At 67.5% G+C, this 25,489-nt stretch carries 25 protein-coding genes and 1 pseudogene; 18 read left to right on the top strand and 8 right to left on the bottom strand.

The window, feature by feature from the left end; all coding sequences use genetic code 11:
- On the bottom strand, positions 1–1,232 hold a 1,232-nt coding region (locus B7Z76_RS10655), incomplete at its 3' end, for an extracellular solute-binding protein (RefSeq protein ID WP_291343829.1).
- A gap of 80 nt (positions 1,233–1,312) precedes the next feature.
- Between B7Z76_RS10655 and B7Z76_RS16335 the strand changes: the two are divergent.
- Both B7Z76_RS16335 and pcaC read left to right on the top strand, forming a co-directional pair.
- Positions 1,313–2,170: pseudogene (locus B7Z76_RS16335) on the top strand (alpha/beta fold hydrolase); the annotation flags it as partial.
- Between the two features lie 15 nt (positions 2,171–2,185).
- Positions 2,186–2,590 (top strand): 4-carboxymuconolactone decarboxylase, encoded by a 405-nt coding sequence (pcaC, locus tag B7Z76_RS16330; protein ID WP_366925309.1) that lies wholly within the window; start codon positions 2,186–2,188, stop codon positions 2,588–2,590.
- A gap of 26 nt (positions 2,591–2,616) precedes the next feature.
- Here pcaC and B7Z76_RS10645 read toward each other — a convergent pair whose 3' ends face one another.
- Complete coding sequence (locus B7Z76_RS10645) at positions 2,617–3,114, bottom strand: MarR family winged helix-turn-helix transcriptional regulator (RefSeq protein WP_291343825.1); 498 nt, start codon at positions 3,112–3,114, stop codon at positions 2,617–2,619.
- A gap of 124 nt (positions 3,115–3,238) precedes the next feature.
- On the opposite strand from B7Z76_RS10645, the gene ectA reads away from it, so the two are divergent.
- From ectA to B7Z76_RS10615, 6 genes are all read left to right on the top strand, one after another.
- Complete coding sequence (ectA, locus tag B7Z76_RS10640) at positions 3,239–3,856, top strand: diaminobutyrate acetyltransferase (RefSeq protein ID WP_291343823.1); 618 nt, start codon at positions 3,239–3,241, stop codon at positions 3,854–3,856.
- 11 nt (positions 3,857–3,867) lie between these two features.
- Positions 3,868–5,172 carry a diaminobutyrate--2-oxoglutarate transaminase gene (ectB, locus tag B7Z76_RS10635; protein WP_291343821.1) on the top strand — a complete coding sequence of 435 codons (1,305 nt, stop codon included), beginning with the start codon at positions 3,868–3,870 and terminating at the stop codon, positions 5,170–5,172.
- A gap of 32 nt (positions 5,173–5,204) precedes the next feature.
- Positions 5,205–5,603 (top strand): ectoine synthase, encoded by a 399-nt coding sequence (locus B7Z76_RS10630; protein WP_174503023.1) that lies wholly within the window; start codon positions 5,205–5,207, stop codon positions 5,601–5,603.
- A gap of 40 nt (positions 5,604–5,643) precedes the next feature.
- Positions 5,644–6,564, top strand: coding sequence for an ectoine hydroxylase (gene thpD / locus B7Z76_RS10625; protein ID WP_174504799.1), 921 nt, complete (start codon positions 5,644–5,646; stop codon positions 6,562–6,564).
- Complete coding sequence (locus tag B7Z76_RS10620) at positions 6,561–8,027, top strand: aspartate kinase (protein WP_291343819.1); 1,467 nt, start codon at positions 6,561–6,563, stop codon at positions 8,025–8,027. The genes thpD and B7Z76_RS10620 overlap by 4 nt, the downstream gene beginning before the upstream one ends.
- 155 nt (positions 8,028–8,182) lie before the next feature.
- Positions 8,183–9,412: an MFS transporter gene (locus B7Z76_RS10615; protein WP_291343818.1), complete on the top strand. Its 1,230-nt coding sequence runs from the start codon at positions 8,183–8,185 to the stop codon at positions 9,410–9,412.
- Between the two features lie 34 nt (positions 9,413–9,446).
- Here the strand turns inward: B7Z76_RS10615 and B7Z76_RS10610 are convergent, their stop codons facing one another.
- Genes B7Z76_RS10610 through B7Z76_RS10590 form a run of 5 tightly spaced genes read right to left on the bottom strand, consistent with a single transcriptional unit; the run spans position 9,447 to position 13,503 of the window.
- The gene (locus tag B7Z76_RS10610) at positions 9,447–10,055 is read right to left on the bottom strand and encodes an ABC-type transport auxiliary lipoprotein family protein (protein WP_291343816.1); all 609 of its coding nucleotides are present in this window, start codon (positions 10,053–10,055) and stop codon (positions 9,447–9,449) included.
- Positions 10,052–11,041 carry an MlaD family protein gene (locus B7Z76_RS10605; protein ID WP_174503019.1) on the bottom strand — a complete coding sequence of 330 codons (990 nt, stop codon included), beginning with the start codon at positions 11,039–11,041 and terminating at the stop codon, positions 10,052–10,054. The genes B7Z76_RS10610 and B7Z76_RS10605 overlap by 4 nt, the downstream gene beginning before the upstream one ends.
- Positions 11,042–11,063: 22 nt before the next feature.
- A complete protein-coding gene (locus tag B7Z76_RS10600) occupies positions 11,064–11,813 on the bottom strand; it encodes an ABC transporter ATP-binding protein (RefSeq protein WP_291343815.1) in 750 nt (249 codons plus the stop codon).
- A complete protein-coding gene (locus tag B7Z76_RS10595) occupies positions 11,810–12,895 on the bottom strand; it encodes an ABC transporter permease (RefSeq protein ID WP_174503017.1) in 1,086 nt (361 codons plus the stop codon). Before B7Z76_RS10595 ends, B7Z76_RS10600 begins: the two co-directional genes overlap by 4 nt.
- A complete protein-coding gene (locus tag B7Z76_RS10590; protein ID WP_174503016.1) occupies positions 12,892–13,503 on the bottom strand; it encodes a YjbE family putative metal transport protein in 612 nt (203 codons plus the stop codon). Before B7Z76_RS10590 ends, B7Z76_RS10595 begins: the two co-directional genes overlap by 4 nt.
- 100 nt (positions 13,504–13,603) lie before the next feature.
- On the opposite strand from B7Z76_RS10590, the gene purB reads away from it, so the two are divergent.
- The 5 genes from purB to B7Z76_RS10565 all read left to right on the top strand — a co-directional run bounded on the left by purB (position 13,604) and on the right by B7Z76_RS10565 (position 18,387).
- A complete protein-coding gene (gene purB, locus B7Z76_RS10585; protein WP_174503015.1) occupies positions 13,604–14,941 on the top strand; it encodes an adenylosuccinate lyase in 1,338 nt (445 codons plus the stop codon).
- 13 nt (positions 14,942–14,954) lie between these two features.
- The gene (locus B7Z76_RS10580; RefSeq protein WP_174503014.1) at positions 14,955–15,674 is read left to right on the top strand and encodes an NRDE family protein; all 720 of its coding nucleotides are present in this window, start codon (positions 14,955–14,957) and stop codon (positions 15,672–15,674) included.
- An 82-nt stretch (positions 15,675–15,756) separates the two neighbouring features.
- Complete coding sequence (locus B7Z76_RS10575; RefSeq protein WP_291343831.1) at positions 15,757–17,085, top strand: Zn-dependent hydrolase; 1,329 nt, start codon at positions 15,757–15,759, stop codon at positions 17,083–17,085.
- Between the two features lie 81 nt (positions 17,086–17,166).
- Positions 17,167–17,757, top strand: coding sequence for a hypothetical protein (locus B7Z76_RS10570; RefSeq protein WP_291343814.1), 591 nt, complete (start codon positions 17,167–17,169; stop codon positions 17,755–17,757).
- Between the two features lie 114 nt (positions 17,758–17,871).
- Complete coding sequence (locus tag B7Z76_RS10565) at positions 17,872–18,387, top strand: DsrE family protein (protein WP_291343812.1); 516 nt, start codon at positions 17,872–17,874, stop codon at positions 18,385–18,387.
- Positions 18,388–18,414: 27 nt separating this feature from the next.
- Here the strand turns inward: B7Z76_RS10565 and B7Z76_RS10560 are convergent, their stop codons facing one another.
- Complete coding sequence (locus B7Z76_RS10560) at positions 18,415–20,247, bottom strand: heavy metal translocating P-type ATPase (RefSeq protein WP_291343811.1); 1,833 nt, start codon at positions 20,245–20,247, stop codon at positions 18,415–18,417.
- 159 nt (positions 20,248–20,406) lie between these two features.
- Here B7Z76_RS10560 and B7Z76_RS10555 point away from each other — a divergent pair, with 159 nt between their 5' ends.
- From B7Z76_RS10555 to B7Z76_RS10535, 5 genes are all read left to right on the top strand, one after another.
- A complete protein-coding gene (locus B7Z76_RS10555; protein ID WP_174503010.1) occupies positions 20,407–20,658 on the top strand; it encodes a hypothetical protein in 252 nt (83 codons plus the stop codon).
- 4 nt (positions 20,659–20,662) lie between these two features.
- Complete coding sequence (gene fabI, locus B7Z76_RS10550) at positions 20,663–21,439, top strand: enoyl-ACP reductase FabI (protein ID WP_291343809.1); 777 nt, start codon at positions 20,663–20,665, stop codon at positions 21,437–21,439.
- Positions 21,440–21,473: 34 nt separating this feature from the next.
- Positions 21,474–23,288: an alpha/beta hydrolase gene (locus B7Z76_RS10545; protein WP_291343807.1), complete on the top strand. Its 1,815-nt coding sequence runs from the start codon at positions 21,474–21,476 to the stop codon at positions 23,286–23,288.
- Positions 23,289–23,300: 12 nt separating this feature from the next.
- The gene (locus B7Z76_RS10540) at positions 23,301–24,716 is read left to right on the top strand and encodes a bifunctional enoyl-CoA hydratase/phosphate acetyltransferase (RefSeq protein WP_291343805.1); all 1,416 of its coding nucleotides are present in this window, start codon (positions 23,301–23,303) and stop codon (positions 24,714–24,716) included.
- 167 nt (positions 24,717–24,883) lie between these two features.
- Positions 24,884–25,387, top strand: a complete 504-nt coding sequence (locus tag B7Z76_RS10535; RefSeq protein WP_291343803.1) for a prepilin peptidase — start codon at positions 24,884–24,886, stop codon at positions 25,385–25,387.
- Positions 25,388–25,489: the final 102 nt, after the last annotated feature.

Genomic DNA, 25,489 nt, shown 5'->3' with positions numbered 1-25,489 from the left:
GCGCTTTCCCACTCCTCCTCGATGATCACGCGGACTTCCGGCATGCCGCCAAGGCGGATGCCGCGCGAATATTTCGTCGGCTCCGTGCGGGTCAGCTGCTTGACCGCGAGATCGCCGCCCGGCTGCTTCGCGTAAAAGCCCTGCTTGGCGATGTAGTCGTTCCCCGCCAGAGTCACCGGCACATAGCCGGTGGCCTCGGCCCAGCCGGCATCGTTCTGCGGTTCGGAGATGAACTTGAAGAAACGTGCAACGGCCTCGTATTCGGCCTTGTCGCGCCCCGGCGCCGTCATCGCCCAGAACGCGGCGCCGCCGATGATCGAGTTGGTCGGGCTCTTGATGATCGACTGGTGGTAGGGGAGATAGGCATTGGCGAAGCGGAACTTCGCGCTCTTCACCAGCTGGCCGTAGATCGAGGAACTGTCGAAGGTGATCGCCGCCTTGCCGGAGTAGAAGATCGGGCTCGGCTTGCCGTCGCGGCCTTCATAGTGGAACAGGCCGTCCTTCTGCATCGTCAGCAGCGTGTCGAGATTGCGCACGAAGGGATGCGAGTCGAGCCGCAGCTTCGGGTTCGGGCCGCCGAACCCGTCGTTCAGTGTCGCGTATTCGACATTGTGGATGGCGGCGAACTGCTCGAAATGCACCCAAGTCGGCCATGAGGTCATCACCGGGATCTCGGCCGCCCCCTTCGCCTTGATCGCCCGGGCGGCCTTGATCACGTCATCCCAGGTCGCGAGCGGGGCCTTGGGGTCGAGCCCGGCCTTCTCGAAGGCGTCCTCGTTGATCCACATCAGGGCGGTCGAGGAGTTGAACGGGGCGGCCCCCATCTTTCCGTCATTGAGGCTGTAATAGCCGCGCACGGCGGGAATGTAGGTCGAGGGTTCGATGGCCACGCCCGTCATCTCGGCGAGCTTGTAGACATCGACCACCGCGCGGCCGGCGCCGAGCATGTCGGCGGTGCCGACATCGAACACCTGGGCGATCGAGGGCGCCTTGCCGGCGCGCCAGGCAGCGATCGTGGCCGTCAGCACCTGCGGATAGGAGCCCTTGTAGACGGCGTCGACCGCGAAATCCGGCTGGCTCTTGTTGAAGGCATCGACGATCGACTGCAGCTTGTCGCCGAGCGCGCCACCCATGGCGTGCCAGAGTACGACCCGTGTGGGGGCTGCGGCGCGCGCGGTGGCGGCGACCAGCGCCGTGGCCGGGGCCGAGGCGATCAGGGTGCGACGTTTCATGAGAAGTCCCTTTGACTGGAGTTGGCGTAGCCAGTTAACGCGACTGCATGGCGTGGCGATGACAGTATCGTCACACATTGATGACAAGATCATGCGGCGGAGCGGCGATCAAGGGGGCTGATGGTTGCCGGATGCAACGCGTCGGCCTTATGGTCCGCCGCGCAACGGCGCGAGAAGAGGAGCGGGCGATGTTCGTGACGGCGGGTGACATAAATGTTCACGTCAGGATCGACGGGCGGGACGGATCGCCGCCGCTGGTGCTGCTCCATTCGCTCGGGACCGACCACCGGGTCTGGGATGACCAGGCCGCGGCACTTGCGCGGAACTTCCGCGTCATCCGCCCGGACATGCGCGGCCACGGCCTGACCGAGGCGACACCGGGCGACTACACGATGGCGCAACTGGCCGGTGATGTCGCCGCGGTGCTCGATGTGCTCGGCGTCGGGGCTGCGGTGATCGGCGGAATCTCGATCGGCGGGATGATCGCCCAGGAATTCGCGGCGCGGCATCCCGGGCGCACCGAGGCGCTGATGCTCTGCGACACCGCGATGGCGATCCCCTCGTTCGAATCCTGGCGCGAGCGGGTGACGAACCTGCGCGCGCACGGGATCGGCTCGATCGAGGACGGCGTGCTGGCGCGCTGGGTGACGCCCGGCTTCATCGACGCGCCGCCGGCGCGCGGCCTGCGCGCGATGCTGCGCGGCACCAGCGTCGATGGCTATGCCGGCTGCGCCATGGCGATCGCGATGGCCGATCTCGCGCCGACGACGCGCCGGCTCAAGATGCCGGCTCTGGTGCTGGTCGGCGATGGCGATGTCTCGACGCCGGTGGCCAGCGCGCAGGCGCTGATGACTGCGCTGGCCGAGGGCGGCGCGCCGGATGTGCGCTTCGTGGTCATCGAGAATGCCGCGCATATCCCCACCGTCGAGAAGCCCGACGAGGTCACCCGCGCGATGCTGGACTTCCTCGCCGCCCGCAATGGGGGCGATGCGTTCGAAGCCGGGCTCGACATGCGCCGGGCCGTGCTCGGCCCTGCCTATGTCGCCCGCGCGCTGGAAGGGGCGACGGAGTTCGACCGCGACTTCCAGCACTTCATCACCGAAACCGCCTGGGGCAAGGTCTGGACCCGGCCTGGCCTGCCGCGGGCGATGCGCTCGCTGCTGGTGCTGGCGATCACCGCGTCACTCGGGCGCGAGGAAGAGTTCAAGCTGCATCTGCGCGCGACCCGCAACACCGGTGCGACGCGCGAGGAAATCGCCGAGGCGCTGATGCAGGTTGCGATATATGCCGGGGTGCCGGCGGCGAATGCCGGCTTCCGCATGGCAAAGGCAATCTTCCGCGAGGAAGAGGCAGGGTAGCACTCTTGCGCCCGCCGGGCAGGGAATCAGCCTTGCGACGGGCCGGCGGGGCGGTCGATGGCGCCCGCGGCGATCAGCGGTGCGGCGTCGATCTCCGCCGCGTCGAGCAACGTTCCGACGCGTTCGAGCGCGGCGAGGATCATTGCCTGTTCCCAGAGCGGCAGGGTCTCGAACCTGTCGCGGAAGCGCTCCTGTAGAAGGTCTGGCGCCCTGCCGAGGGCGGCACGGCCGGCATCGGTCGCGGCCATGATCACCTGGCGCTTGTCCCGCTCGCCGCGCCGTCGGGTGATCAGCCCGGCGCCGACGAGCCGGTCGGCGATATTGGTAATGGTCGCCTGGCCGAATTGCAGCGCCGTGGCGATGGCGCCCGGCGTGGCATCCCCCCGGCGGTCGATTTCCTGCAACACGAGAAACTGGGACGTGGTCAGCCCCGTCGCCGCGTAAAGGCGATGGCTGCCCTGATCGGTGGCCCGCAGGATGCGGCGGATCGCGCGCAAGGTCGCGCTGGTGAGAACATCGTCCATGCGGGTGATGGAGCCTGAGAATCCGGGCGTTTGCAACCACATGGTATTTCGATAAACGAAGAAATTTTCTGAAGCGGCGACGGTCCGCGGTTGAATGCCTCGATAAAAAACTTGAAAAACGAGCGTGATTTCACAAATTGTAAGATACGAGGTCGCCGAGTGCGGCATCATACGACATAATACTGCTTCGGAGTTTAAAATAATTTTGGGTCAACTCGATCATCTTGCGGCACCGTACGGCAGCGCGGTGTCGTTGCGTCGGCCAATAGCTGCCGATGGCCCGGCGGTGACTGCGTTGATCGCGGAGTGCCCGCCGCTCGATACGAACTCGGCGTATTGCAACCTTCTGCAATGCACGGATTTCGCCGAAACCTGCGTGATCGCGGAACGTGAGGGTGAGGTGGTAGGGTGGATCTCGGGATATCTGCCGCCATCCAACCCGTCGCGCATCTTTGTCTGGCAGGTTGCGGTGTCGGCCGCTGCGCGCGGCATCGGCCTCGGCGGCCAGATGCTCGATGCGCTGCTCGACCGCCAAGCTGTGGCGGGCGCCCGCGCCCTGACGACAACCATTACCGAAGCGAACACAGCCTCGTGGCGGCTGTTTGAAAGCCTCGCGCGTCGGCGCGGCGCTTCCTTCGTCCGCGCGGTGCGGTTCGACCGCGCCACCCATTTCGCCGGCCGCCACGACACCGAGTTTGCCGTGACGATCGGCTTGCCCCGACCTGTCACCGACCAAGCATGAAAGGACATGACATGACCGATCTGCCGCGCCCGTCCCGGCGCAAGCCGGATACCGCCATCTACGAGCGCATGGAATCCAGGGTTCGTAGCTATTGCACCGCGATTCCGCGCCAGTTCACGTGGGCCGAAGGTGCCTGGATGCATGACAGCCAGGGCGGAAAATATCTCGATTTCCTCGCCGGCTGCTCGTCGCTGAATTACGGCCACAATCATCCGGTGCTGAAACAGGCGCTGATCGACTACATCGCCCGCGACGGCATTGCCCACGGGCTGGATTTCCACACCGACGCGAAGGCCGATTTCCTCGACGCGCTGGAAACCGTGATCCTGAAGCCGCGCGGCATGGACTATCGCGCCATGTTCGTCGGCCCGACCGGGACCAACGCGGTCGAGGCCGCGCTCAAGCTCGCCCGCAAGGTGACTGGCCGGCAGACCGTGATCGCCTTCACCAATGGTTTCCACGGCATGACGCTCGGTGCGCTCGCCTGCACCGGCAACGAGGGCAAGCGCGGCGGTGCCGGCGTGCCGCTCGCCCATGTCAGCCACGAACCTTATGACGGGTATTATGGACCGGGGATCGATACCGCCGATCTGCTCGAGCAGCGCCTCGCCGACGGCTCGTCCGGCCTCGATGCGCCGGCGGCGTTCCTGGTCGAGACGGTGCAGGGCGAGGGGGGGCTGAACGCCGCCTCCGCCGGATGGTTGCGCAAGATCGCGACCCTCGCGAAGCGCCACGGCGCGCTGCTGATCGTGGATGACATCCAGGCCGGTTGCGGCCGCACCGGCCGCTTCTTCAGCTTCGAGGAGATGGGCATCCGCCCGGACATCATCACCCTCGCGAAATCGCTCTCCGGCATTGGCGCGCCCTTCGCACTGACCCTGTTCCGCCCGGAACTCGACCAGTGGAAGCCAGGCGAGCACAATGGCACGTTCCGCGGCAACAACCACGCCTTCGTCACCGCGGCTGCGGCGATCCGCCACTTCTGGAGCGATGGCGCCTTCGCTGCCGACATCACAAGGCGCGGCGACCTGCTCGGCCGCCGGCTCGGGGCGATCGCGGCGCGGCATGGCATGAGCACGCGCGGGCGCGGCATGATGCGCGGCATCGATGTCGGCACCGGCGAGATGGCCGACCGCATCACCGGCATCGCCTTCCGCGAGGGGCTGGTGATCGAGACCAGCGGTGCCGACGGTGAGATCGTCAAGGTGCTGGCGCCGCTCACCATCGATGACGATCTGCTGGCGGCCGGGCTCGACATTCTCGAACGCGCCGTGAACGAGGCCGCGGCGCCCACCTACAGCATCGCCGCCGAATAACGCGCAGCGATACCCGATCAAGGAGCAGAAACATGATCATCCGGACTCTGAAGGAGGCGCAGGCCTCCGGGCGAAAGGTCGTCACCGATGGCTGGGACAGCGTGCGCATGCTGCTGCGCGACGACGGCATGGGCTTCTCGTTCCACATCACCACGATGTACGCGGGCAAGGAACTGCAGATGCACTACAAGCATCATTTCGAGGCCGTCTTCGTGCTGAGCGGCGAGGGCACGATCGAGGATCTCGACGCCGGCGCGACCCACGAGCTGAAGCCGGGCGTACTCTATCTGCTCAACAAGCATGACCGCCACGTGGTTCGCCCGAAGACCGACATCGTGACCGCCTGCGTCTTCAACCCGCCGGTCACCGGGCAGGAAGTTCATGACGCGTCCGGCGCCTATCCGCCCGCCCCGGTGGGCGAGGCGGCCTGAGATCGTGGTCCGCAACGAACGAAACGTGGGAGAACTGACAATGGACGATCTCTATCCCTCGCGCCGCGAACCCACCCCGTCGCTGCTGCCGCGCCATGATCCGGTGGTGCATGGGCGGTGGGCGCCCGGCGCGCCGTTGAGCGACGAGCAGACACGGTTCTACGACACCAACGGTTATCTCGTGCTGGAGAACGTGTTGGATGCCGCCGAGATCGCGTTGCTGCAATCCGAGTCAATGGACCTGCTCGCCGATCCAGCCGGGCTCGACCGTGAGACCATCATAACCGAGCGCGGCAGCGACGAGGTGCGCTCGATCTTCGCGATCCACGCGCAGAATGAACTGCTCGGCCGGCTCGCGGCGGATTCGCGAATTGCCGGCGTGGCGCGTTTCCTGCTGGATGACGATGTCTACATCCACCAGTCGCGGCTCAACTACAAGCCGGGCTTCGAGGGCAAGGAGTTCTACTGGCACTCGGATTTCGAGACCTGGCATGTCGAGGATGGCATGCCGCGGATGCGGGCTCTGTCGATGTCGATCCTGCTGGCCGAGAACACCGCGAATAACGGCCCGCTGATGGTCATTCCCGGCTCGCACCGCAAATATCTCACCTGCGTCGGCGAGACACCTGAGAACCATTACCGCTCCTCGCTGAAGAAGCAGGAATACGGCGTGCCTGACCGCGAGATGCTGACGGCCCTCGCCAGCGATCATGGCATCGTCGCGCCGACCGGCAAGGCCGGTACCGTGGTCCTGTTCGACTGCAACACGATGCACGGTTCGAACGGCAACATTACGCCCTTCCCGCGGTCGAACGCGTTCTTTGTGTTTAACGCGAAGGCGAACAGCCTGGTCGAGCCATTCGGCCCGAAATCACGGCGGCCGGAATTCATCGCCGGTCGCGATTTCAGGACCGTGGACATCGTGAAGGGCCCGCTGGTGCGGCGCGAGCGCGCGGCATGAGCGTGGCCCCGAGTGTCGAGAAGATCGGCGGTACGTCGATCGCGGCGAGGGATGCGGTCGTCGACAACGTGCTGATCGCCGGCCGCATTGGCCGCGATCTCTACCGGCGGATCTTCGTGGTGTCGGCTTATGGCGGGATCACCGACCTGCTGCTGGAGCCGAAGAAGAAGACCGACGCCGCGAAACCGCCCGGGCTTTATGCGAGCTTCGCCGCCGATGGCGAGAAGGGTGACTGGCACGACGCGCTCGATACGGTCGCCGCCGCGATGCGCGCCTGCAACAAGGAGGTGTTCGGCAACGCGCCCGAGCGCACCGTGGCGGATGAGTTCGTCAACGCCCGGATCGGCGAGACCCGAGCCTGTCTCGATGATCTCGACAGCCTGCGCGGCCACGGCCATTTCCGACTCGACGAGCCGCTCGCCAACTTGCGCGAGCTGCTTGCCGGGCTCGGTGAGGCGCATAGCGCGCACAATACCGCCCTGTTGCTGCGCGCCCGTGGCGTCAATGCGGCCTTCGTCGATCTGACCGGCTGGCAGGATGGGCGGAATTTCGATCTCGATGAGCGAATCCGCACGGGGCTCGACGGGATCGACCTCGCGACCACCCTGCCGATTGTCACCGGCTATGCGAAATGCAGCGACGGCATGGTCCGCAAATACGACCGTGGCTACACCGAGATGACCTTCGCCAGGCTCGCCGTACTTACCGGCGCGCGCGAGGCGATCATCCACAAGGAGTTTCATCTCTCCAGCGCCGATCCGAAGGTCGTCGGCGTCGGCAAGGCGCGCAAGATCGGCCGCACCAATTACGACGTGGCCGACCAGCTCGCCAATCTCGGCGTCGAGGCCATTCACCCGGGGGCGGCGCGCGGCCTGCGTCAGGCGGGCATCCCGCTGCGGGTGCGCAATACATTCGACCGGCACGACGAGGGCACACTGATCTGCGCCGATTACGTCTCTGCCGCGCCGCGCATCGAGATCGTTACCGGCATTCGCGAGGTCCGCGCCCTGCAGTTCTTCGAGCAGGACATGGTCGGGAAGAAAGGCTATGACGCGGCAATTCTGGACACGCTGACGAAACACCGCGCGCGCATTGTCAGCAAATCCTCCAACGCCAACACCATCACCCATTACCTCGCTGCCGGAGGGCCGACGGTGCGCCGGGTGATCGCCGATCTCGAGGCGCGGTTTCCGAATGCCGAGGTCTCGGCGCCGCGCCTGGCCATGGTTGCGCTGATCGGCAGTGATCTCAGCGAGGAGGGCTGCGTTGCCCGCGCGCTCGGTGCGCTCGGCGCGGCGGGAATCGGGGTGAAGGCGATGCAGCATCAGATGCGCAATGTCGACATCCAATTCATCCTCGATGCTGACCGTTTCGATGACGCAATCCGCGCCCTGCATGCAGCGCTGGTGGAATGCCGGATGGCGGAGGATGACGAGGGCCGTAAGCTACTTGCGGCAGCCTGATCGCGCATCCGTGTGCAACTGACCGACGCCGGCGGCATTGACCAGGCCAAGAACCACGCCTAGGCGATGGCTCAACTTTCGGGACGGACCATCTCTTGCCGTCGCGTGTCTGCGTTGTCGCGGGGCAGGAAGGTGGTGCAGGAAGGTAAGGTCTGATGGTTGCTTCACTGATTTCCGTCCGCAGCCTGCTGCTCTCGATCTTCATGCTGATGGCCGGCAGCGGCTTTCTCTCGACGCTGATGAGCTTGCGGCTCGAGGCGAACGGGACGAGCCAGTTGCTGATCGGCCTGATCGGCACCGCCTATTTCGCCGGGCTCACCCTCGGCGCGCTGCGCGCGGGGCGGATCATCGAGCGGGTCGGTCATATCCGCGCCTTCACCGCGTTCGTCTCGCTGTTCTCGGCGAGCACGCTGGCATGCACGATCTGGCAGGATTTCAGCTTCTGGGCGGTGCTGCGCTTCGTCGAGGGCGTATCTCTGGCCGGCGTGTTCATCTGCATCGAAAGCTGGCTGAACGAACGGGCCACGCCGCAGACCCGCGGTGCCATTCTCGCCTTTTACATGGTTGCTCTCTATGCCGGGCAGGGGGCCGGGCAATTCCTTCTCGACCTCGGCAACCGCGCCCCGGCGTTGCCCTTCATCGCCGCCTCGATCCTGCTGTCGCTGGCCGTGATCCCGATCGCGCTGACCCGGCTTCCCGGTCCCGTGCTGGGCGTCTCGACGCCGCTTTCCTTCCTCCGGCTCTACCGGATTTCGCCGCTCGGGATCGTCGGCGCGGCGATGACCGGGGTGATGCTGGGCGGCTTCTACGCACTCGGCGCGATCTACGCCCACGGACTCGGCATGGCCCGGTCGCAGACCGCGCTGTTCATGAGCGTGGTGATCATGGGGGGCGTCGTGCTGCAGGTTCCCATAGGTCGCCTCTCAGACCGGTTCGATCGCCGCAAGGTCATCATCGGAACCTTCGCCGGGGCCGGAATCGTGAGCATGATACTCGGCGCTCCGCTCTGGCCACCCGGAGTGGTGGATGCGCTGGGATTGCTGTTCGGCGGGCTGGTGTTCACCCTCTATCCGCTTTGCGTCGCCCATACCAACGACTTTCTTGATCCCGAGCAGCGTGTCGGGGCAAGCGGCGGCCTTGTACTGGTCTACTCGATCGGCGCCGCGATCGGGCCGGTGATCGCAGCCATTGCGATGACACGGACAGGCCCGGGCGGATTGTTCATCTTTCTCGCGCTCGCGGCGCTGGCCGCGGTCGGCTTCGGGGTCTGGCGGCAGCAGGTGCGTGAGCCGGTTCCGAACGAGCAGCAGCAGCCTTACCAGATCCTGACGCGCACCACGCCCGTGGTCGCGACGCTCGATCCGAACACGCCGGAAGAGGGCTGAACGGATAACCGGCTCGGGAGCATCATCCCATTCTTTAGGCTCGAAACCGCGCGACCAGGATAACCGCCTGACGCAGCACGCCGGCGAGGGCGTTGCGCTGCGCGGCAACCAGGTCTTCCGGCGTCGTGCCGGCGAGCGGTGCCGAGCCGGACAGGCGTCGCTGCGCCAGCGGCCTGTCGCCGATGCCGACCGGCTTTGCCACGACAAGGGTCAGCGCCGCGCGCGCCTCGCCCCGTGCGGGTGCTGCCAGCAGCGTATCGACCGTGCCGCCCACGGTCAGATCCGCCGTCACCGACGAGCCATCCCCGACCACCGCGGCGAAATCGCCCGAGGCCTGCAGCCAGGCGATCAGCGCGGCGGTCACCGCATCCGCCGGTGCCGTGGCCCAGCGGTTGTAGTAGCCGCGATGGATGCTGCCATTGGCTTCGAGCGTGATCAGCCCGCGATCGGTCAGCGCCGGGCCGGCATCGAGGCCATGCACCTTCACCACACTGCGTGAAGGGCGGGATGCCGCGCGGAGATCCGGCGGCGGCGCGAGCGGCCAGTCGATGCGCGGGCGGTAGGGTTGTTCCGACAGCACCGTGCCGCAGCCGGCAAGCGCCAGCGGGGCTGCGAAAGCGAGGCGGCGGGAGATCGGGGTCATGGCGTCCCTCTCGGAGGTTCCCGGCCGCGCAGCACGGCGGCGGGATTGCGTTTCAGCGTATCGGACAGGTCTTCGAGATTCGCCGATGCCTGCTTCAGCGATTGCAGGATCGGCAGCATCTGCCGCTCGACTGTCGCCGTCGCCTCGTTGGCGTGGCGGATGGTCGCGGCCGACTGGGCGACCAGCGCGGGCATCGCCGCACTTGCCTTCGCGAGAGCAGCACTTGTGGCTTCGAGCTGCTGCAGGATTTCGCGGGTCTGCGTGCCGTCGGCCAGGGTGCGCATCGAGCTTGTCGTCGCCGGCAGGTCGGCCTGCTTGACCTGCTGCTGCAACTCGACCAGCAGGCCGTTGACATTGACGAGCGCGTCATGAGCGCTGCCGGTGCTCAGTTCCCGGTTCACCGTGTCGATCATCGAGGTGAGCGTGTCGATCGTACGGCCCAGCTTGACGTTGCGCATGTTGTTGAGCAGGCCCTGAACCGCATCCTGAACCTCGGTCAGTGTGCTCGGCACCGAGGGGATGACGAGGTGATGCGGCGCCCACGGCACCGATTGCGGCGGATTGGTCTGCGGATTGGCAAAGCTGAGTTCGAGATAGGCAAGGCCGGTGATCCCTTGCGGTGCCACCTGCACGCGCAGCCCGTGGCTGATCGCCTCGCGGATGTCGGCATCGCGGCCGAGCTTGCGCGGGTCGATCCGGTACTGGACCACGACCTGATGATAGACCTTGCGATTGAGGTTTTTCTTGTCAGGCGGCGGATACTCGGCGGCGACAAGCGCTATGGCGGTCACCTTGCCGATGGTGACGCCGCGGAACTTCACCGCCGAGCCGACATCGAGCCCCTGGACCGACTCCCGGAAATAGGATTCATAGACCGCTCCGCGCTGGAACATGTTGCCAGACAGCAGGAAGACCAGCCCGATCAGCACGACGATTGCGCCGATCACGAACAGGCCGGTGCGCAATGCGGCGCCTCTGGGTTCCATCAGCGCTCTCTCGTGATCCGGCTCATGCGGGATCCTCCTCGCGGTTGAAGAATGCGCGCACGCGCGGATGCGCGGCCGTGGTCTTGAGTTCCCTCGGCACACCGAGCGCGATCATGCCGCGTGCCTCGCGGTCGAGCATCAGGCAGCGGTCGGCGATCGCGAAGATCGAGGCGAGTTCATGGGTGATCACGACGAAGGTGCAGCCCAGGGCGGCGCGCAGGTCGAGGATCAGCCGGTCGAGCCCGGCGCCGGTAATGGGATCGAGCCCGGCGGAGGGCTCGTCGAGAAACAGGATCGGCGGGTCGAGCGCCAGCGCACGGGCAATCGCGGCACGCTTGGCCATGCCGCCGGAAATCTCCGCCGGGAGCAGGTTCGCCGCGTCCGCGAGGCCGACCAGTGCGAGCTTCACCCGCGCGATCTCGGCGCGTGCGGCGGCCGGCAGATCGGTGAAGACGGTAAGCGGCAGCATCACGTTCTCCAGCAGCGTCATCGAGCCGAACAGCGCGCCGGACTGGAACATCACGCCGCTCTCGCGGCGGACGGCCTCGACCTCGGTCACCGTGTCGTGCCCGGCAACGCTGATCCGCCCTTCGGTGGGGCGGATCAGCCCGATCATCTGCTTGAACAGGGTGGATTTGCCGCAGCCCGAGCCCCCGAGCACGACGAATACCTCGCCGCGCGCGACCTCGAAACTGACGTCCTGAAAGATCACCCGCGCATCGAAGCTCTGCGCGACGCCTTCGACGCGAATGGCGGGGGGCTCGCCGCTCACTGGCCGAGCCTGTAGAGGACCACCGCGAAAAGCCCATCGAGCAGGATGGTCGCGACGATGCCACCCACCACCGCCGAGGTCGCGGCCTCGCCCACCGCGCGCGGCCCGCCGCCGGCGGTCAGCCCGGCGCGGCAGCCGATCAGCCCGACCGCGGCACCGAAGACGACCGATTTCATCAGCCCGAGCAGCACGTCGTGCGGGCTGGCCGCCATCTGCATCTGTGCGACGATTGCCGAGGGCGGAAAGCCGAGAATGCCCATCACGAAGCCCATGCCGAGCACGCCGGAAACGTCGATCCCGAGGGCGAGGGCCGGCATCACCAGCATCGCCGCCGCCATCCGGGGGATGACGAGCATGGTGCCGGGGTCGATCCCCATCGTTGTCAACGCCGCGACTTCCTCGTTCACCATCATCGTGCCCAGTTCGGCGGCGAAGGCCGAGCCGGTGCGCCCGGCGAGAATGACGGCCGCCAGCAGCGGACCAAGCTCGCGGAACAGCGACAGCGAGACCAGGGCTGCCACATAGATGTCTGCGCCGAACTGCCGCATCGGGATCGCCGACTGGAAAGCGAGGATCATGCCGATGAGAAAGCCGAGCATGATCACCAGGGGCAGCGCCTGTGCGCCGGCACGCTCGGCGATGCGGAAGAAATTGCCCCCGCGCAGGAAGCGCCGGCGCCCCGGCAGGCCGATCGTGGCAAGAATGGTTTCGCCGAAAAAGGCGATCCGCACGCCCAGGGTCCGCAGCGGCCCCTGCATGCGCACGACGCGCGGTGGCGGTGGCGTGTCGGTTGCGGGCAGGGCGGTGCGCAGCCGGGCGATCAGGCTCTCGGCTGCCGGCGTCATCCCCTGCCACCGGGTTTCCCCCGCATGGCCGCGTTCGAGCGCGAGCAGCAGTGCCGCACCCGAAGTGTCGATCCGCGCCGCGCGCGAGAGATCGAGTGTCATCACCCCCTGCGCCGCGCGGGCGACGGCAATGGCGCGCGGCCAGGCCTCGGTCAGCGCGGCGGCGGTGAGCGACCCGGTCAGGGCGATCACCGGCCCGTCCGCGCCGCCCGCGATCTCGATTGCGGCCTCGCTCATCCGAACCAGCCCGGCAGGTGCCAGCCAAGACGCGCCGCCACCTGAAGGATGCCGCCATGGATCATCTCAAGCGCAACATATAGCACGATCGCGAGCCCGACCCAGACCAGCCACCGCCGTTTCGTGAGCAGGCGCGCGACCAGGTTGGCGGCAATGCCCATCAGCGCGACCGAGACCAGCAGCCCGGCGGCGAGCAGGGCGGGATGATCGCGCGCCGCCCCGGCGACCGCCAGCACATTGTCGAGGCTCATCGAGATGTCGGCGATGATGATGCGCAGCGCCGCGTCGCGCAGCTTGCCCGGTGGGGCGGCTGTTGCCCCTTCTGGCCGGTGGTTGAACTCCCGCCAGGATTTCCATGCCACGTAGAGCAGCAGGATGCCGCCTGCGAGCGTCAGTCCGATGATCGCCAGCAGCCGGAGGGCAACCAGCGCGAGGGCGATGCGGATCACGGTGGCGGCCGCGACGCCGATCAGGATCGCCTGTTTCTGCTGCGCCTTGGGCAGCCGCGCCACGGCGAGGCCGATGACGATCGCGTTGTCGCCCGCGAGGACGAGGTCGATCATCAGGACCTGCGCGAGCACCAGCGCATCGGCGAGCATCAATTCCATCGTATCGGGTTCGCGGAGCCGGCCGGTCTTGTCAACCGGACGGCCCCGGCCCAAAACGGCGCCGCGCCGGCCTCCGGCCTTGAAGATGGGGAGAATTTCGATGGTTCCGCGTTACGCCCGCCCGCAGATGGTCGCGATCTGGCAGGACTTGAACCGCTACCGGATCTGGTTCGAGATCGAGGCGCTGGCCGCCGAGGCGATGGCCGCCACCGGCGACGTTCCGGCCGAGGCCGCGCGCATCATCCGCGAGAAGGGCGGCGCGCGCATCGCGGCGATGACCGAGGCCGATGTCGAGCGCATTGCCGAGATCGAGCGCGAGACGCGGCATGACGTGATCGCCTTCCTCACCTGGCTGGCCGAGGGCATCGGGCCGGAGTCGCGCTTCGTCCATCTCGGCATGACCTCGTCGGACGTGCTGGACACCTGCCTCGCCGTGCAGCTCACCCAGGCGAGCGATCTGCTGCTGGAGGGGGTCGACGCGGTGATGGAGGCGCTCAAGCGCCGGGCGATCGAGCACAAGCTCACGCCGACCATCGGCCGCAGCCACGGCATCCATGCCGAGCCAACCAGTTTCGGCCTCAAGCTCGCCGGCCACTACGCCGAATTCGCCCGCAACCGCGCCCGCCTGCTCGCCGCGCGCGAGGAGATCGCGACCTGCGCGATTTCCGGCGCGGTTGGCACCTTCGCGCATCTCGATCTCTCGATCGAGGCGCATGTGGCGCAGAAGCTCGGCCTGCGGCCCGAGCCGGTCTCGACCCAGGTGATCCCGCGCGACCGCCACGCCGCCTTCTTCGCAGCCCTCGGCGTGATCGCCTCCGGCATCGAGCGGCTGGCCACCGAGGTGCGCCATTTGCAACGCAGCGAGGTGCGCGAGGCCGAGGAATTCTTCCACCCCGGGCAGAAAGGCTCGTCGGCGATGCCGCACAAGCGCAACCCGGTGCTGTCGGAAAACCTCACCGGCCTTGCCCGCATCGTCCGCGGCTATGTGGTGCCGGCGATGGAGAATGTCGCCCTCTGGCACGAGCGCGACATCAGCCACTCCTCGGTCGAGCGGGTGATCGGCCCGGACGCGACGATCACGCTCGATTTCGCCCTGCACCGGCTCGCCGGCATGATCGAGAAGCTGACCGTCTATCCGGAGCGGATGACCGAAAACATCGAATCGCTCGGCGGCGTGGTGCATTCGGGCGAGGTGCTGCTGCTGCTCGCCCGCGCCGGGATCTCGCGCGAGGATGCCTACCGGATCATCCAGCGCAACGCGATGGCGACCTGGACCGCGCTCGGCAAGCCCGATTTCCGTCGCTTCCGCGATCATCTGCTGGCAGACCCGGACGTGGCCGGCCGGATCAGCCCGGAGGCGATCGACGCGGCGATGGACCCGCGCCTGCATCTCGCCCGGATCGATGCCATTTTCGACCGGGTGTTCGGCTCGCACTGACCGATATCGCGCGATGTGCTCGCTGATCCTGTCGTTCCTGCCGGGGGATGCCTGGCCGGTCGTGATCGGCGCCAATCGTGACGAGATGCTGGCGCGGCCGTGGGACCCTCCGGCCGCGCACTGGCCGGACCGTCCCGGCGTGATCGCCGGGCGCGATCGCACCGCCGGCGGCACCTGGCTCGGCCTGAACCGCCATGGCGTAGTCGCCGCCCTGCTCAACCGCACCGGCAGCCTCGGCCCCGCGCCGGACAAGGCAAGCCGGGGCGCGTTGCCGCTGCTGGCGCTGGAGGAGCGCTCGGCGGCGGCGGCGGCGGCGCGTCTCACCCGGCTCGATGCCGGGCGCTACCGCAGCTTCAACCTGCTCGTTGCCGATGCGGCCGGCGGATACGTCCTGCGCGGGCTGGAACGCGGCGCGCCGGAGGCGATGCGGCTCGACCCCGGCATCACCATGATCACCGCGCATGACCCGAACGATCCGGACAGCCCGCGCATCGCCCGCTATCGCGGCGTGTTCGAGGCAGCTCCCCGCCCCGATCCCGCCGCCGATGCGTGGGACGCCTGGCGGGCGCTGTTGGCGGATCGCGCCCCACCTGACGATACCGCGCTCAATGTCGGCCCGCGCGGTGGGTTCGGCACCGTGTCCTCGGCGCTGATCGGCCTCGGCAGTGAACGCGCGCGGTTCCTGTTTGCAGCAGGCCCACCGGACCAGGCGGCGTTCGCGCCGGTCATCTGAGGCCGGTTAAGCCACGGATGGGCCGGCACAGGGCCGGCCGTGCCACAATCGGGTCGATGACCCCGCCTTCCGGTGTGTCATGATGTTCCGTGTCGGCGCGGCTGCGCGGGGTGCGGTCTTGCGCGCGGGCGGCGTCGGAGGCCATCATGCCTTCATGACGCAGAACACGAATTACCGCATCAATGGCGCCCGCCTGTGGCGCGCGCTGATGGAGATGGCCGAGATCGGCGCGACCCCGAAAGGCGGGGTCAACCGCGTGACGCTGACCGAGGTGGACCGCGCTGGCCGCGCCCGTTTCGCCGAATGGTGCGCCGCCGCCGGGTTAAGCCTTGGGACTGACACGATGGGCAACATGTTCGCCCGCCGTGAGGGGCGCGACCCCACCCGCCCGCCGGTGATGTTCGGCTCGCATCTCGACAGCCAGCCCACCGGCGGCAAGTTCGATGGCGCGCTCGGCGTGCTCGCCGGGCTCGAGGTCATGCGCACATTCGATGAGCTTGGCATCGTCACCGAGGCGCCGCTCGAGCTGGTCAACTGGACCGATGAGGAAGGCTGCCGCTTTGGCCGTGCGATGATGGGCAGCGCGGTCTGGGCCGGCGTGCAGCCCGAGGCGGCGATCCGGGCGCTGCGGGATGCATCGGGCATCACCGTTGCCGAGGCGCTGGCCGCGATCGGCGCCGAGGGCGGCGAGCCAGCGACCCATCGTCCGGCGGATGCGTTCTTCGAGCTGCATATCGAGCAGGGGCCGCTGCTTGAGGCCGGGGGCGAGGCGATCGGCATTGTCACCGGCGCGCAGGCGCAGGTGTGGTTCGATATCGTGCTGACCGGCCGCGACTCCCATGCCGGCACCACCCCGCCCGCCGTCCGGCGTGACGCGCTGACAGGTGCCGCCGAGATCATTCTCCTGGTCGAGCGGCTGATGCGCGATTGCGGTGAGCAGGGGCGCGGCACGGTCGGGCGGCTGAGCGTTCATCCCAACTCGCCCAATGTGGTTCCCGGCGAGGTGCGCTTTGCCGCCGAGTTCCGCAACCCGTCGGATGCCGAGATCGTCCGTCTCGCACGGGAGTTTCCCGAGCAGGCGACGGCACTCGCGACGGCGCGCGGGCTCGAGATCGTGATCACGCCTGTCTTTCGCGTCGAGGCGACGCCGTTCGACCCCACTTGCGTCGATCTTGTCCGCGCGTCCTGCCGGCAACGCGGGCTGGCCGCCCGGGAGATGGTCTCCGGCGCGGGGCATGACGCCGTGCACCTCGCCCGCGTGGTGCCGAGCGCCATGATCTTCACACCCTGCAAGGATGGCCTGTCGCACAACGAGGCGGAGTCGATCACCGAGGCCGAGGCCGAGGCCGGTGCGCAGATCCTGTTCGATGTCGTGCTGGCCCGCGCCAACCGGCCGCTCACGGCCGCTTGATCGAGGTCAACGACCTCGTAAACTCCAACGGCTAGCTTTCTGACGTTGCGGGGGCAGCATGCCCCCGCAGGCGAAAGGAGCATGCCGATGGCGATCAAATGGAAACTTGCGGCAGCCTCTGTCCTGCTGGCCGCGGGAAGCACCCTGGCTTTGGCGCAGGGGCTAGGCCCCGGCGGTTACGGGCCGGGCATGATGGGCGGAAACGGGCAAGGGCAAGGTGCCTGGAGTGGCCGGGCAGGGCGGCAGTATTCTGCCGCGCGGCTCGATGCGTTGCGGCAGATGCTGAAGATCACCACCGCCCAGCAGCCGGCCTGGAATCGTTACGTGAAGGCCGTGACGGATGCCCACCAGCAGGCCTGGTCCGGCATGCAGTCGGTGATGCGGCCGGGCTCCATGATGAGCATCACGCCAGACCAGCGCTTTGCCTACATGCAGGACATGCTGGATCTGCGGAAAAAGACGTTCGAGAGCGAGAAATCCGCCGCCGAGGCCCTGCTGCCCCATTTGAGCGAATATCAGCAGGGGCAGGCGAGCATGGTTCTGCCGGGTCTGGCACAGGCAGGCTATGGGCTTGGCTATGGCCGTCATCGCTTCGGCGGCTGGGGCATGATGGGTGGATTTGGCGGTGGCTATGGCCCGGGGATGACGGGCTTCGGGCCGGGCCGGCCATAAGGCGGCGCCAGGGCTGCCTCGCGTTCGGCAGATATCCCGGATTTTCCGTTGTCTTCACCATCATGACGGTCGATATGATGCTCTGAGGTGATGACATCAGAGGAGGATCTGCCGATGCGGGTCATGCGTATCGCGCGGCGCGCCGTGGCGGTTCTGGCCACGATTCTGTCCACGATTCTGGCGCTTGCCGTCTCTGGCGGTATGGCCCGGGCGAATCCCTCGATGCTCGGGACCTTCGATTTCGACCATCCGGCATTTCTGCACGCGAACCCCGCGGCGACCCGTCATGTGGTGATCCAGGTCAGCGCGGCCGCGCCGGGCCATTGGCTCATGGCGCTGAATAATGCGCAGAATCTTCTTGCCGCGCTGGGGGCGAAAAAGGTGCAGATCGTCGTGGTGGCGTTCGGGCCCGGGCTGAAGATGCTGCTGGCTGACTCGCCTCTCGCGCGGCGGGTGGCGGCACTCGATGCGCAAGGAGTGGAGTTCGACGCCTGCCACAACACGATGGCGGCGATGGCCCGGCATCTCGGTCACATGCCGAAGCTGGTGCCCCAGGCGGTGGTCGTGCCGGCGGGCGCGGAGCGTATCGTGCAGCTCGAAGCCCATGGGTTCGCCTATCTGAAGCCATAGGCGACAGGCTGTGATTTCGGGGCGGTTTCAGCGCCCTGATCCGAGTGCCCGGAGTGCGTTGAGGATCACCGCGACGTCGATGGCCTCCTGCAACAAGGCCCCGCCAACCGGCGGGAGATAGCCGGCGGCGGCAGCAGCCATTGCCAGCAGAGAGAGTCCCATGCCGGCCACGATCGATTGTAGTGCGATGAACCGGGCACGACGCGCGATCGACACGGCTTCGGCGATTCGGTCCAGCCGGTCGAGCATCAGCACCACCTCGGCGGCTTCGGCTGCCGCGGCGGTACCGCGGGCGCCCATGGCAATGCCGATATCCGCCGCCGCCAGGGCCGGAGCGTCGTTGATCCCGTCGCCGATCATCATCGTCGTGCCGAGCGCCCGTTCCGCGCGCGCGCGTTCGATCTTGTCCGCCGGCGACAGCCCCGCATGGACCGCATCGAGCCCGAGTTCGGCGCCCACCCGCGCCGCCGGTTCGGCGCGGTCGCCGCTCAGCATCACGATGCGGCGGAAGCCAAGCCGGCGGAGCGATGCGACCAGCGGCTTCGCGTCGGGCCGGATCGCGTCGGTCAGCATGATCGCGCCAGCCGGCACGCCGTTGATGGCGACCCAGGCGGTTGCCGCCGCGCCATTTGCCTGTTCGGCCACATGATTGTCGCGCGGGAGTGATATTCCCGCGGTCTCGAACATACGGGGGCCACCCACCATCACGAAATCCGCGCCGACCTGGCCGGCAAGGCCGAGGCCGGGCGTCTCGGTGACTCCGGCCGGTGTGGCCAGCCGGCCAGAAGCGCGCCCGGCGGCGACGATTGCCCCGGCCACGCCGTGCTGGGAGACCTGTTCGAGCGAGGCGGCAAGGCGCAGCACATCCGTCGGCGCAAAACCGTCGAGTGCTGCAACGCCGGTGAGCGATGGGGTGCCGGCGGTCAGCGTGCCTGTCTTGTCGAACAGGGCGATGTCGGCGCGCGCCAGGCGTTCCAGCGCGCCGCCGCCCTTGACGATCACCCCGCGCCCGGCCGCCCGCGAAATGCCGCAGATCAGCGCGACCGGCGTGGCCAGGATCAACGGGCATGGGGTGGCGACGACCAGCACGGCGAGGGCGCGCAACGGGTCGCCGCTGACCAGCCAGGCGGCAGTGCAGACCGTGAGTGTGAGAGTGAGAAATCCCACCGCCCAGCGATCCGCCAGGCGGGCCATTGGCGGGCGTTCCCGTTCGGCTGCGGCAACCAGCCTGATCACCGCGGCATAGGTGCTCGCTTCGGCGCTTGCCGTGGCCAGCAGGGAAACCGGCCCGCCCGCGTTCAGCACACCGCTGCGCACGGCGTCGCCGGCCAGCCGCGCAACCGGCAACGGTTCGCCGGTCAGGGCCGACTCATCGAGCGTGGCGGCGTTCTGCAGCGTGCCATCGACCGGCACGATCTCGCCGGGCTTGACCAGAAGATTGTCGCCGATGACGACAGCTGCTGCCTGAATGTCCTCGATTGTGCCATCCGTGTGGCGGTGCGCTGTCGTTGGCGTGCGTTTGACCAGTGCGGAAAGTTCGCGCCGGGCGCGCGCGCCGGCATAATCCTCGAGCGCTGCGCCGCCGGCCACCATGCCCGCGATGATCACGCCGGCGAGGTGCTGGCCGAGCAGCACCGAGCCCAGTATGGCGAGGAGCGCGATCAGGTCGACGCCCAGCATCCCGCGAAGCACCCCGGCGATGAAATCGGCGGCAACCTCGGCTGCGACCAGCAGTGCCGGCGCGATCCACAATCCGGCGGCGAGGTCATCGAAGCCGGCCGCGCGTGCGGCCAGGCCAAGCCCCAGCCCCACCCCGACCGCGACCGGCGCAGCCTGCCGCAGCGCCGCGCGCCATCCCATGCCGTCTCCTGTTCACCCGGCAGTGCCGGGGGCTGTGCCGGGGTTTTATCCGCGACACGATGAACATATCGGGACAATCGCGTTCCCGGCTTGACCTGCATCAAGGACGGCGGCGAGTCTGCATGACATCACGAGACGCCTGAAAAAACGGAGGGTACGATGACCAGCACTTTCGAGGCGCATCGGATGGGCAAGGGAGCCGAAATGTTCCTCATGTCGAGCCTCTCGCCGGTGATGTTCGAGACGATGGCCGGCAGCATGATGCGTGTGGCCGAGGCGGAATTCGCGCTGATGCAGGCCATCATGCAGGCACAGTTCGGCATGATGGAGGCTGTGTTCCGCATGGGCGCTCCTGCCGCGGAGCGGATGGGGCGCGCGGCCGGGCGGGAGAGCGGCCGGGCGGCGGCCTGAGCCGATGGCGCCACCCGTGGTCGATCTCTCCGGCAAGGTCGGGCTCATCCTCGGCATTGCCAACGAGCATTCGATCGCGACGGGCTGTGCACGTGCCTTTTCCGCCGCCGGCGCGCGCCTTTGCGCCACCTATCTGAACGACAGGGCGAAGCCCTTCGTCGAGACCGTCACCCGCGACCTGCCGTGCGACATGCTGCTGCCCTGCGATGTGCAGCAGGAGGGGGCGCTCGAAACCGTGTTCGACACGATTGCCCGCCGCTGGGGCAAGCTCGATTTCCTGCTCCACTCCATCGCCTTCGCGCCGAAGGCCGACCTGCGCGCCCGGCTTGTCGACTCCTCCGCCGCCGGATTTGCCCAGGCGATGGACGTTTCCTGCCATTCCTTCATCCGCTGTGCCCGGCTTGCCGAGCCGCTGATGCGCGCTGGCGGGGCGCTGCTCTGCGTTTCCTACGAGGGATCGGTCCGCGTGGTCGAGCATTACGACCTGATGGGGCCGGTGAAGGCGGCGCTGGAATCCAGCGTGCGCTATCTCGCCGCCGAACTCGGCCCGCGCGGCCTTCGTGTCAACGCGCTCTCGCCCGGGCCGATCGCCACAAGGGCGGCAAGCGGGATCGACCATTTCGATGATCTCCTGGCCGAAGCCGCCCGTCTGGCGCCGGAGCGTCATCTGGTGACGATCGAGGATGTCGGCGTGCTTGCAGCCTTCCTCGCCAGTCCGGCCGCCACCAGAATCACCGGCACGGTTGTGCCGGTGGATGGCGGACAACACATCATGGCGTGACATCACCGACAGACTTGCAAGGACAATCAGACCCGTGAGCACCGAGACCCGCCGCAGCCGAACAGGCAAAAGCCCCAAGCCGCCTGCCGAGGCGATCAGGCCGTCGCCCCTGCCGCCACCCGTGCTGCCTGCCTCGATCGCGCCGCACGAGCCGGTGTCGACCACGGATGCGCTCGACCGTTCGCTGCACGCGGCCGAGGCCCGGTTCACCGCTGGCCTGGCGCCGGCCGGTATCGCGCTGGCCTGGCGCGACTGGGCGGCGCATCTCGCGAATCAGCCCACACGGCGGATGGACCTCGCCCGGCGCGCAATGGAGGATTGGGCTGCGGTCTGGCGTGTGGCATTTGGCCTTGAGGAGGCCGTCACCCCGCCTTGCGACAACGATCATCGTTTCGATCATCCCCGGTGGCAGGACATGCCGTACCGGCTCTACAAGGAATATTTCCTCCGGGTCGAACGTTGGTGGCACGATGCGGCAACCGGCATCGCCGGGGTCGATGCCGCCCATGAGCGCATCGTCGATTTCATGATCCGCCAGGCGCTGGACGCGATGGCGCCCGCCAACCTGCCGATGCTCAATCCGGAAGTCGAACATGCGGCCCGCGAAAGTCATGGCGAGTCGATCCGTGCCGGGTTGCGCAACCTGCTCAAGGATACCGAGATCGCCCTGAACCATGAGAACCGGCTGCCGCTCGCGCCGGGGCGCGACGTCGCGGTCACGCCGGGCAAGGTGGTCTACCGCAACCGGCTGATCGAACTGATCCAGTATGCCCCGGCGACGGATGAGGTCCGGCCCGAGCCGGTGCTGATCGTCCCGGCCTGGATCATGAAATATTACATCCTCGATCTCTCGCCGGAGAACTCGCTGGTCCGCTACCTCGTCGGGCAGGGCTATACGGTGTTCATGATGTCCTGGCACAACCCCGACAAGGGCGACCGCGACCTCACCCTCGATGATTACCGTGCCGATGGCGTGATGGCCGCGCTCGATGCCGTCAGCGCCATCACTGGTGCGCGGAAGATCCACGCCACCGGCTATTGCCTCGGTGGCACGCTGCTCTCGATTGCGGCCGCCGCCATGGCCCGCGACCATGACAGCCGTCTCGCCTCCGTCACGCTCTTCGCCGCGCAGACCGATTTCACCGAGGCCGGCGAACTCCAGCTCTTCATCACCGAGGCGCAACTCGCCTTCCTCGAAGACCTGATGTGGCAGCAGGGCTATCTCGACACCAAGCAGATGGCTGGCGCCTTCCAGATGCTGCGCTCGAACGACCTGATCTGGTCGCGGATGATCCGCCGCTATTTCATCGGCGAGCAGGAACATACGAACGACCTGATGTCCTGGAACATGGACGCGACGCGCATGCCCTATCGCATGCACGCCGAATATCTGCGCCATCTCTTCCTGCATAACGATCTCGCCGAGGGGCGGCTTTCGGCCGGCGGCCGGCCGGTTGCGATCGGCGATATCGATGTCCCGTTCTTCGTCGTCGGTACCGAGCGCGATCACATTGCGCCCTGGCACTCGGTCTACAAGCTGCACCTGCTCAACCGCGGCCCGATCACCTTCGTGCTGACCTCCGGCGGGCACAATGCAGGCATTGTCAGCGAGCCGGGCCATCCGCATCGCCATTATGTACTCCTCCAGCGCCTCCCGGGCGAGCCCTATCTCGCGCCGGAGGCCTGGCAGGACGAGGCGCCGCAGCATGATGGTTCGTGGTGGCCGGAATGGGTCGCTTTCCTCGGCGTGCATTCCGGCGCGCCAGCCGCGCCACCACCGCTCGGCCGCGAGGAGGCCGGATATCCGGTGCTCGGCGCCGCCCCCGGACATTATATCCACGAACGCTGACCGGAGACCGAGATGAACGATATCGGACCGGCGCCCGCTCCCCTCGCGGCGCCGATGATCGAGAACCGTGTGTTCGACGAGTTGAAGGTGGGCGATACCGCGAGCGTGAGCCGCATCCTGCTTCCCGATGACATAGCCCTGTTCGCCTATATCTCTGGAGATATCAATCCGGCGCATCTCGACCCCGAATATGCCCGCGGTGACGTATTTCACCATATCATCGTCCATGGCATGTGGACGGCGGGGCTGATTTCTGCGGTGCTCGGCACGAAATTGCCCGGCCCTGGCACGATCTATCTCGACCAGAGCCTCCAGTTTCGCGCCCCTGTCGGGCCGGGGGACGAGATCACCGCAACGGTGACGGTGACCGAGCTCGAGCCGGCGCGGCATCGGGTCACCCTCGCCTGCACGGCGGTCAACCAGTCGGGTACCGAAGTGCTCCGCGGCACCGCCCTCGTCGCCGCGCCGACCGAGAAGGTGCGGCGACCGGCGATGCCGCTGCCGGAAGTGCGGCTCAGCCGGCACGAGCGGTTCAACATCCTGCTGGGCGAGGCGCGGGCGCGCGGCCCGCTGGTCACCGCCGTGGTGCATCCCTGCGACGATGTCAGCCTGCGCGGCGCGCTCGATGCGGCCCGGGCCGGGCTGATCGTGCCCATCCTGGTTGGGCCGGAGGCAAAGATCCGTGCTGCCGCCGAAAAGGCCGGGCTCGATCTGGGGGATCTGCGGATCGAGCCGGTTCCCCACAGCCACGCCGCTGCCGCGCGCGGTGTCGAACTGGTCCGCGAGGGCACCGCGAAGCTGCTGATGAAGGGCGCGCTGCACACCGACGAGCTGATGCACGAGGTGATGCTGGCCGAGAATGGCCTGCGTACCGGGCGGCGTTTGTCGCATGTCTATGTCATGGACGTGCCGAGCTATCCGCGTCCGTTGCTGGTGACCGATGCGGCGATCAACATTGCCCCCGATCTCGCGACCAAGCGCGATATTGCCCAGAACGCGATCGACCTTGCCCGCGCCATCGGGATCGAGACGCCCCGCCTCGCCGTTCTGTCGGCGGTGGAGACGGTGAACCCCGCAATGCCGTCCACCCTCGATGCCGCTTCGCTCTGCAAGATGGGCCAGCGCGGGCAGATCACCGGCGGCATCATCGATGGTCCGCTGGCCTTCGACAATGCGGTGAACGCGCGCGCCGCAGCCGAGAAGGGAATCGAGTCGCCGGTCGCCGGCCGGGCCGATATCCTGCTGGTGCCGGATATCGAGGCGGGCAATATGGTCGCGAAGCAGCTCACCTTCCTGGCCGGGGCCGATGCCGCCGGCGTCGTCGTCGGCGCGCGCATCCCGATCGTGCTCACCAGCCGGGCGGATGACGCCCGCACCCGCCTTGCCTCCTGTGCGGTGGCGTTGATGCTGGCCGGCGCGTCGGGATGAAGGGGGAGATCCGAAAGGATCGGAAAGTGCTCTAGCGGCGCGCTCGATCGCAAGACGAAGGAGTTGATCGTGCTGGCGATCGGGATGTCGCGTTAACCGATCCTTCGTCCTGGCCTGTCACTCTGTGCCGGATGAGCCCCGGCGGGGCGCGAGCCTTGGAAGCCTCGATGGATCATGTGGTGCAGATCGCGATGCTCGTGCCGCTGGCGGTCGCCTGCTGGCAGGATTTGCTGCTGCGCCGCATCCCTGACGGCGTTTCCATGCTGCTTGCCCTGGCAGGGATGGCGCTGCGCCTTCGCGATGGCATCCAGCCTCTGGCGGTGAGCCTGGCTGTGGCTGCGGCGCTGTTTCTGGTACTGCTCCTGCTGTATTTGCGCCGGCTGGTCGGCGGAGGCGATGTGAAGCTGATCGTGGCGCTCGCCATCGGCTTTCCGCCTCTGGCCCTTCCCGATTTCCTCTTCGCGACGGCCCTTGCCGGTGGCGTGCTGGCGCTCGCCTATCTGGCCTTGCGCATGGTGCGCCTGCCTTTGCGGCCGCTCCCGCGCGGTGCCGGGTTGCTTCGCCGCTTGTGGATGGTCGAGCGCTGGCGCGCCCGGAAGGCGGCTCTGCCCTACGGCATCGCCATTGCCGCCGGGGCCGCCTGGGTGCTGCTGCCCGGCGCGGGGCTCTGATTGCCTCCAGAGTGGGCAGGCTGGCCTTGATTTTGCCCATCTCTCGCCCGGCATAGCCTATTTACACAGGCACGGTTTTTGCTGCATCCGAAAGCACAGGAA

Source organism: Acidiphilium sp. 20-67-58 (assembly GCF_002255515.1).
Lineage (GTDB): Bacteria > Pseudomonadota > Alphaproteobacteria > Acetobacterales > Acetobacteraceae > Acidiphilium.
Note: the sequence above shows the minus strand (reverse complement) of the source record. Positions and strands in the feature narration are given on the sequence as shown.

What these genes read in the sequence shown, in the direction of transcription:
- pcaC (WP_366925309.1), top strand. Translation starts at nt 2,186, where the DNA reads ATGCTGGACTTCCTCGCCGCCCGCAATGGGGGCGATGCGTTCGAAGCC.
- B7Z76_RS10645 (WP_291343825.1), bottom strand. Translation starts at nt 3,114, where the DNA reads ATGGACGATGTTCTCACCAGCGCGACCTTGCGCGCGATCCGCCGCATC.
- ectB (WP_291343821.1), top strand. Translation starts at nt 3,868, where the DNA reads ATGACCGATCTGCCGCGCCCGTCCCGGCGCAAGCCGGATACCGCCATC.
- B7Z76_RS10630 (WP_174503023.1), top strand. Translation starts at nt 5,205, where the DNA reads ATGATCATCCGGACTCTGAAGGAGGCGCAGGCCTCCGGGCGAAAGGTC.
- thpD (WP_174504799.1), top strand. Translation starts at nt 5,644, where the DNA reads ATGGACGATCTCTATCCCTCGCGCCGCGAACCCACCCCGTCGCTGCTG.
- B7Z76_RS10620 (WP_291343819.1), top strand. Translation starts at nt 6,561, where the DNA reads ATGAGCGTGGCCCCGAGTGTCGAGAAGATCGGCGGTACGTCGATCGCG.
- B7Z76_RS10615 (WP_291343818.1), top strand. Translation starts at nt 8,183, where the DNA reads ATGGTTGCTTCACTGATTTCCGTCCGCAGCCTGCTGCTCTCGATCTTC.
- B7Z76_RS10610 (WP_291343816.1), bottom strand. Translation starts at nt 10,055, where the DNA reads ATGACCCCGATCTCCCGCCGCCTCGCTTTCGCAGCCCCGCTGGCGCTT.
- B7Z76_RS10605 (WP_174503019.1), bottom strand. Translation starts at nt 11,041, where the DNA reads ATGGAACCCAGAGGCGCCGCATTGCGCACCGGCCTGTTCGTGATCGGC.
- B7Z76_RS10595 (WP_174503017.1), bottom strand. Translation starts at nt 12,895, where the DNA reads ATGAGCGAGGCCGCAATCGAGATCGCGGGCGGCGCGGACGGGCCGGTG.
- B7Z76_RS10590 (WP_174503016.1), bottom strand. Translation starts at nt 13,503, where the DNA reads ATGGAATTGATGCTCGCCGATGCGCTGGTGCTCGCGCAGGTCCTGATG.
- purB (WP_174503015.1), top strand. Translation starts at nt 13,604, where the DNA reads ATGGTTCCGCGTTACGCCCGCCCGCAGATGGTCGCGATCTGGCAGGAC.
- B7Z76_RS10580 (WP_174503014.1), top strand. Translation starts at nt 14,955, where the DNA reads ATGTGCTCGCTGATCCTGTCGTTCCTGCCGGGGGATGCCTGGCCGGTC.
- B7Z76_RS10575 (WP_291343831.1), top strand. Translation starts at nt 15,757, where the DNA reads ATGTTCCGTGTCGGCGCGGCTGCGCGGGGTGCGGTCTTGCGCGCGGGC.
- B7Z76_RS10570 (WP_291343814.1), top strand. Translation starts at nt 17,167, where the DNA reads ATGCCGATGGCGATCAAATGGAAACTTGCGGCAGCCTCTGTCCTGCTG.
- B7Z76_RS10565 (WP_291343812.1), top strand. Translation starts at nt 17,872, where the DNA reads ATGCGGGTCATGCGTATCGCGCGGCGCGCCGTGGCGGTTCTGGCCACG.
- B7Z76_RS10560 (WP_291343811.1), bottom strand. Translation starts at nt 20,247, where the DNA reads ATGGGATGGCGCGCGGCGCTGCGGCAGGCTGCGCCGGTCGCGGTCGGG.
- B7Z76_RS10555 (WP_174503010.1), top strand. Translation starts at nt 20,407, where the DNA reads ATGACCAGCACTTTCGAGGCGCATCGGATGGGCAAGGGAGCCGAAATG.
- fabI (WP_291343809.1), top strand. Translation starts at nt 20,663, where the DNA reads ATGGCGCCACCCGTGGTCGATCTCTCCGGCAAGGTCGGGCTCATCCTC.
- B7Z76_RS10540 (WP_291343805.1), top strand. Translation starts at nt 23,301, where the DNA reads ATGAACGATATCGGACCGGCGCCCGCTCCCCTCGCGGCGCCGATGATC.
- B7Z76_RS10535 (WP_291343803.1), top strand. Translation starts at nt 24,884, where the DNA reads ATGGATCATGTGGTGCAGATCGCGATGCTCGTGCCGCTGGCGGTCGCC.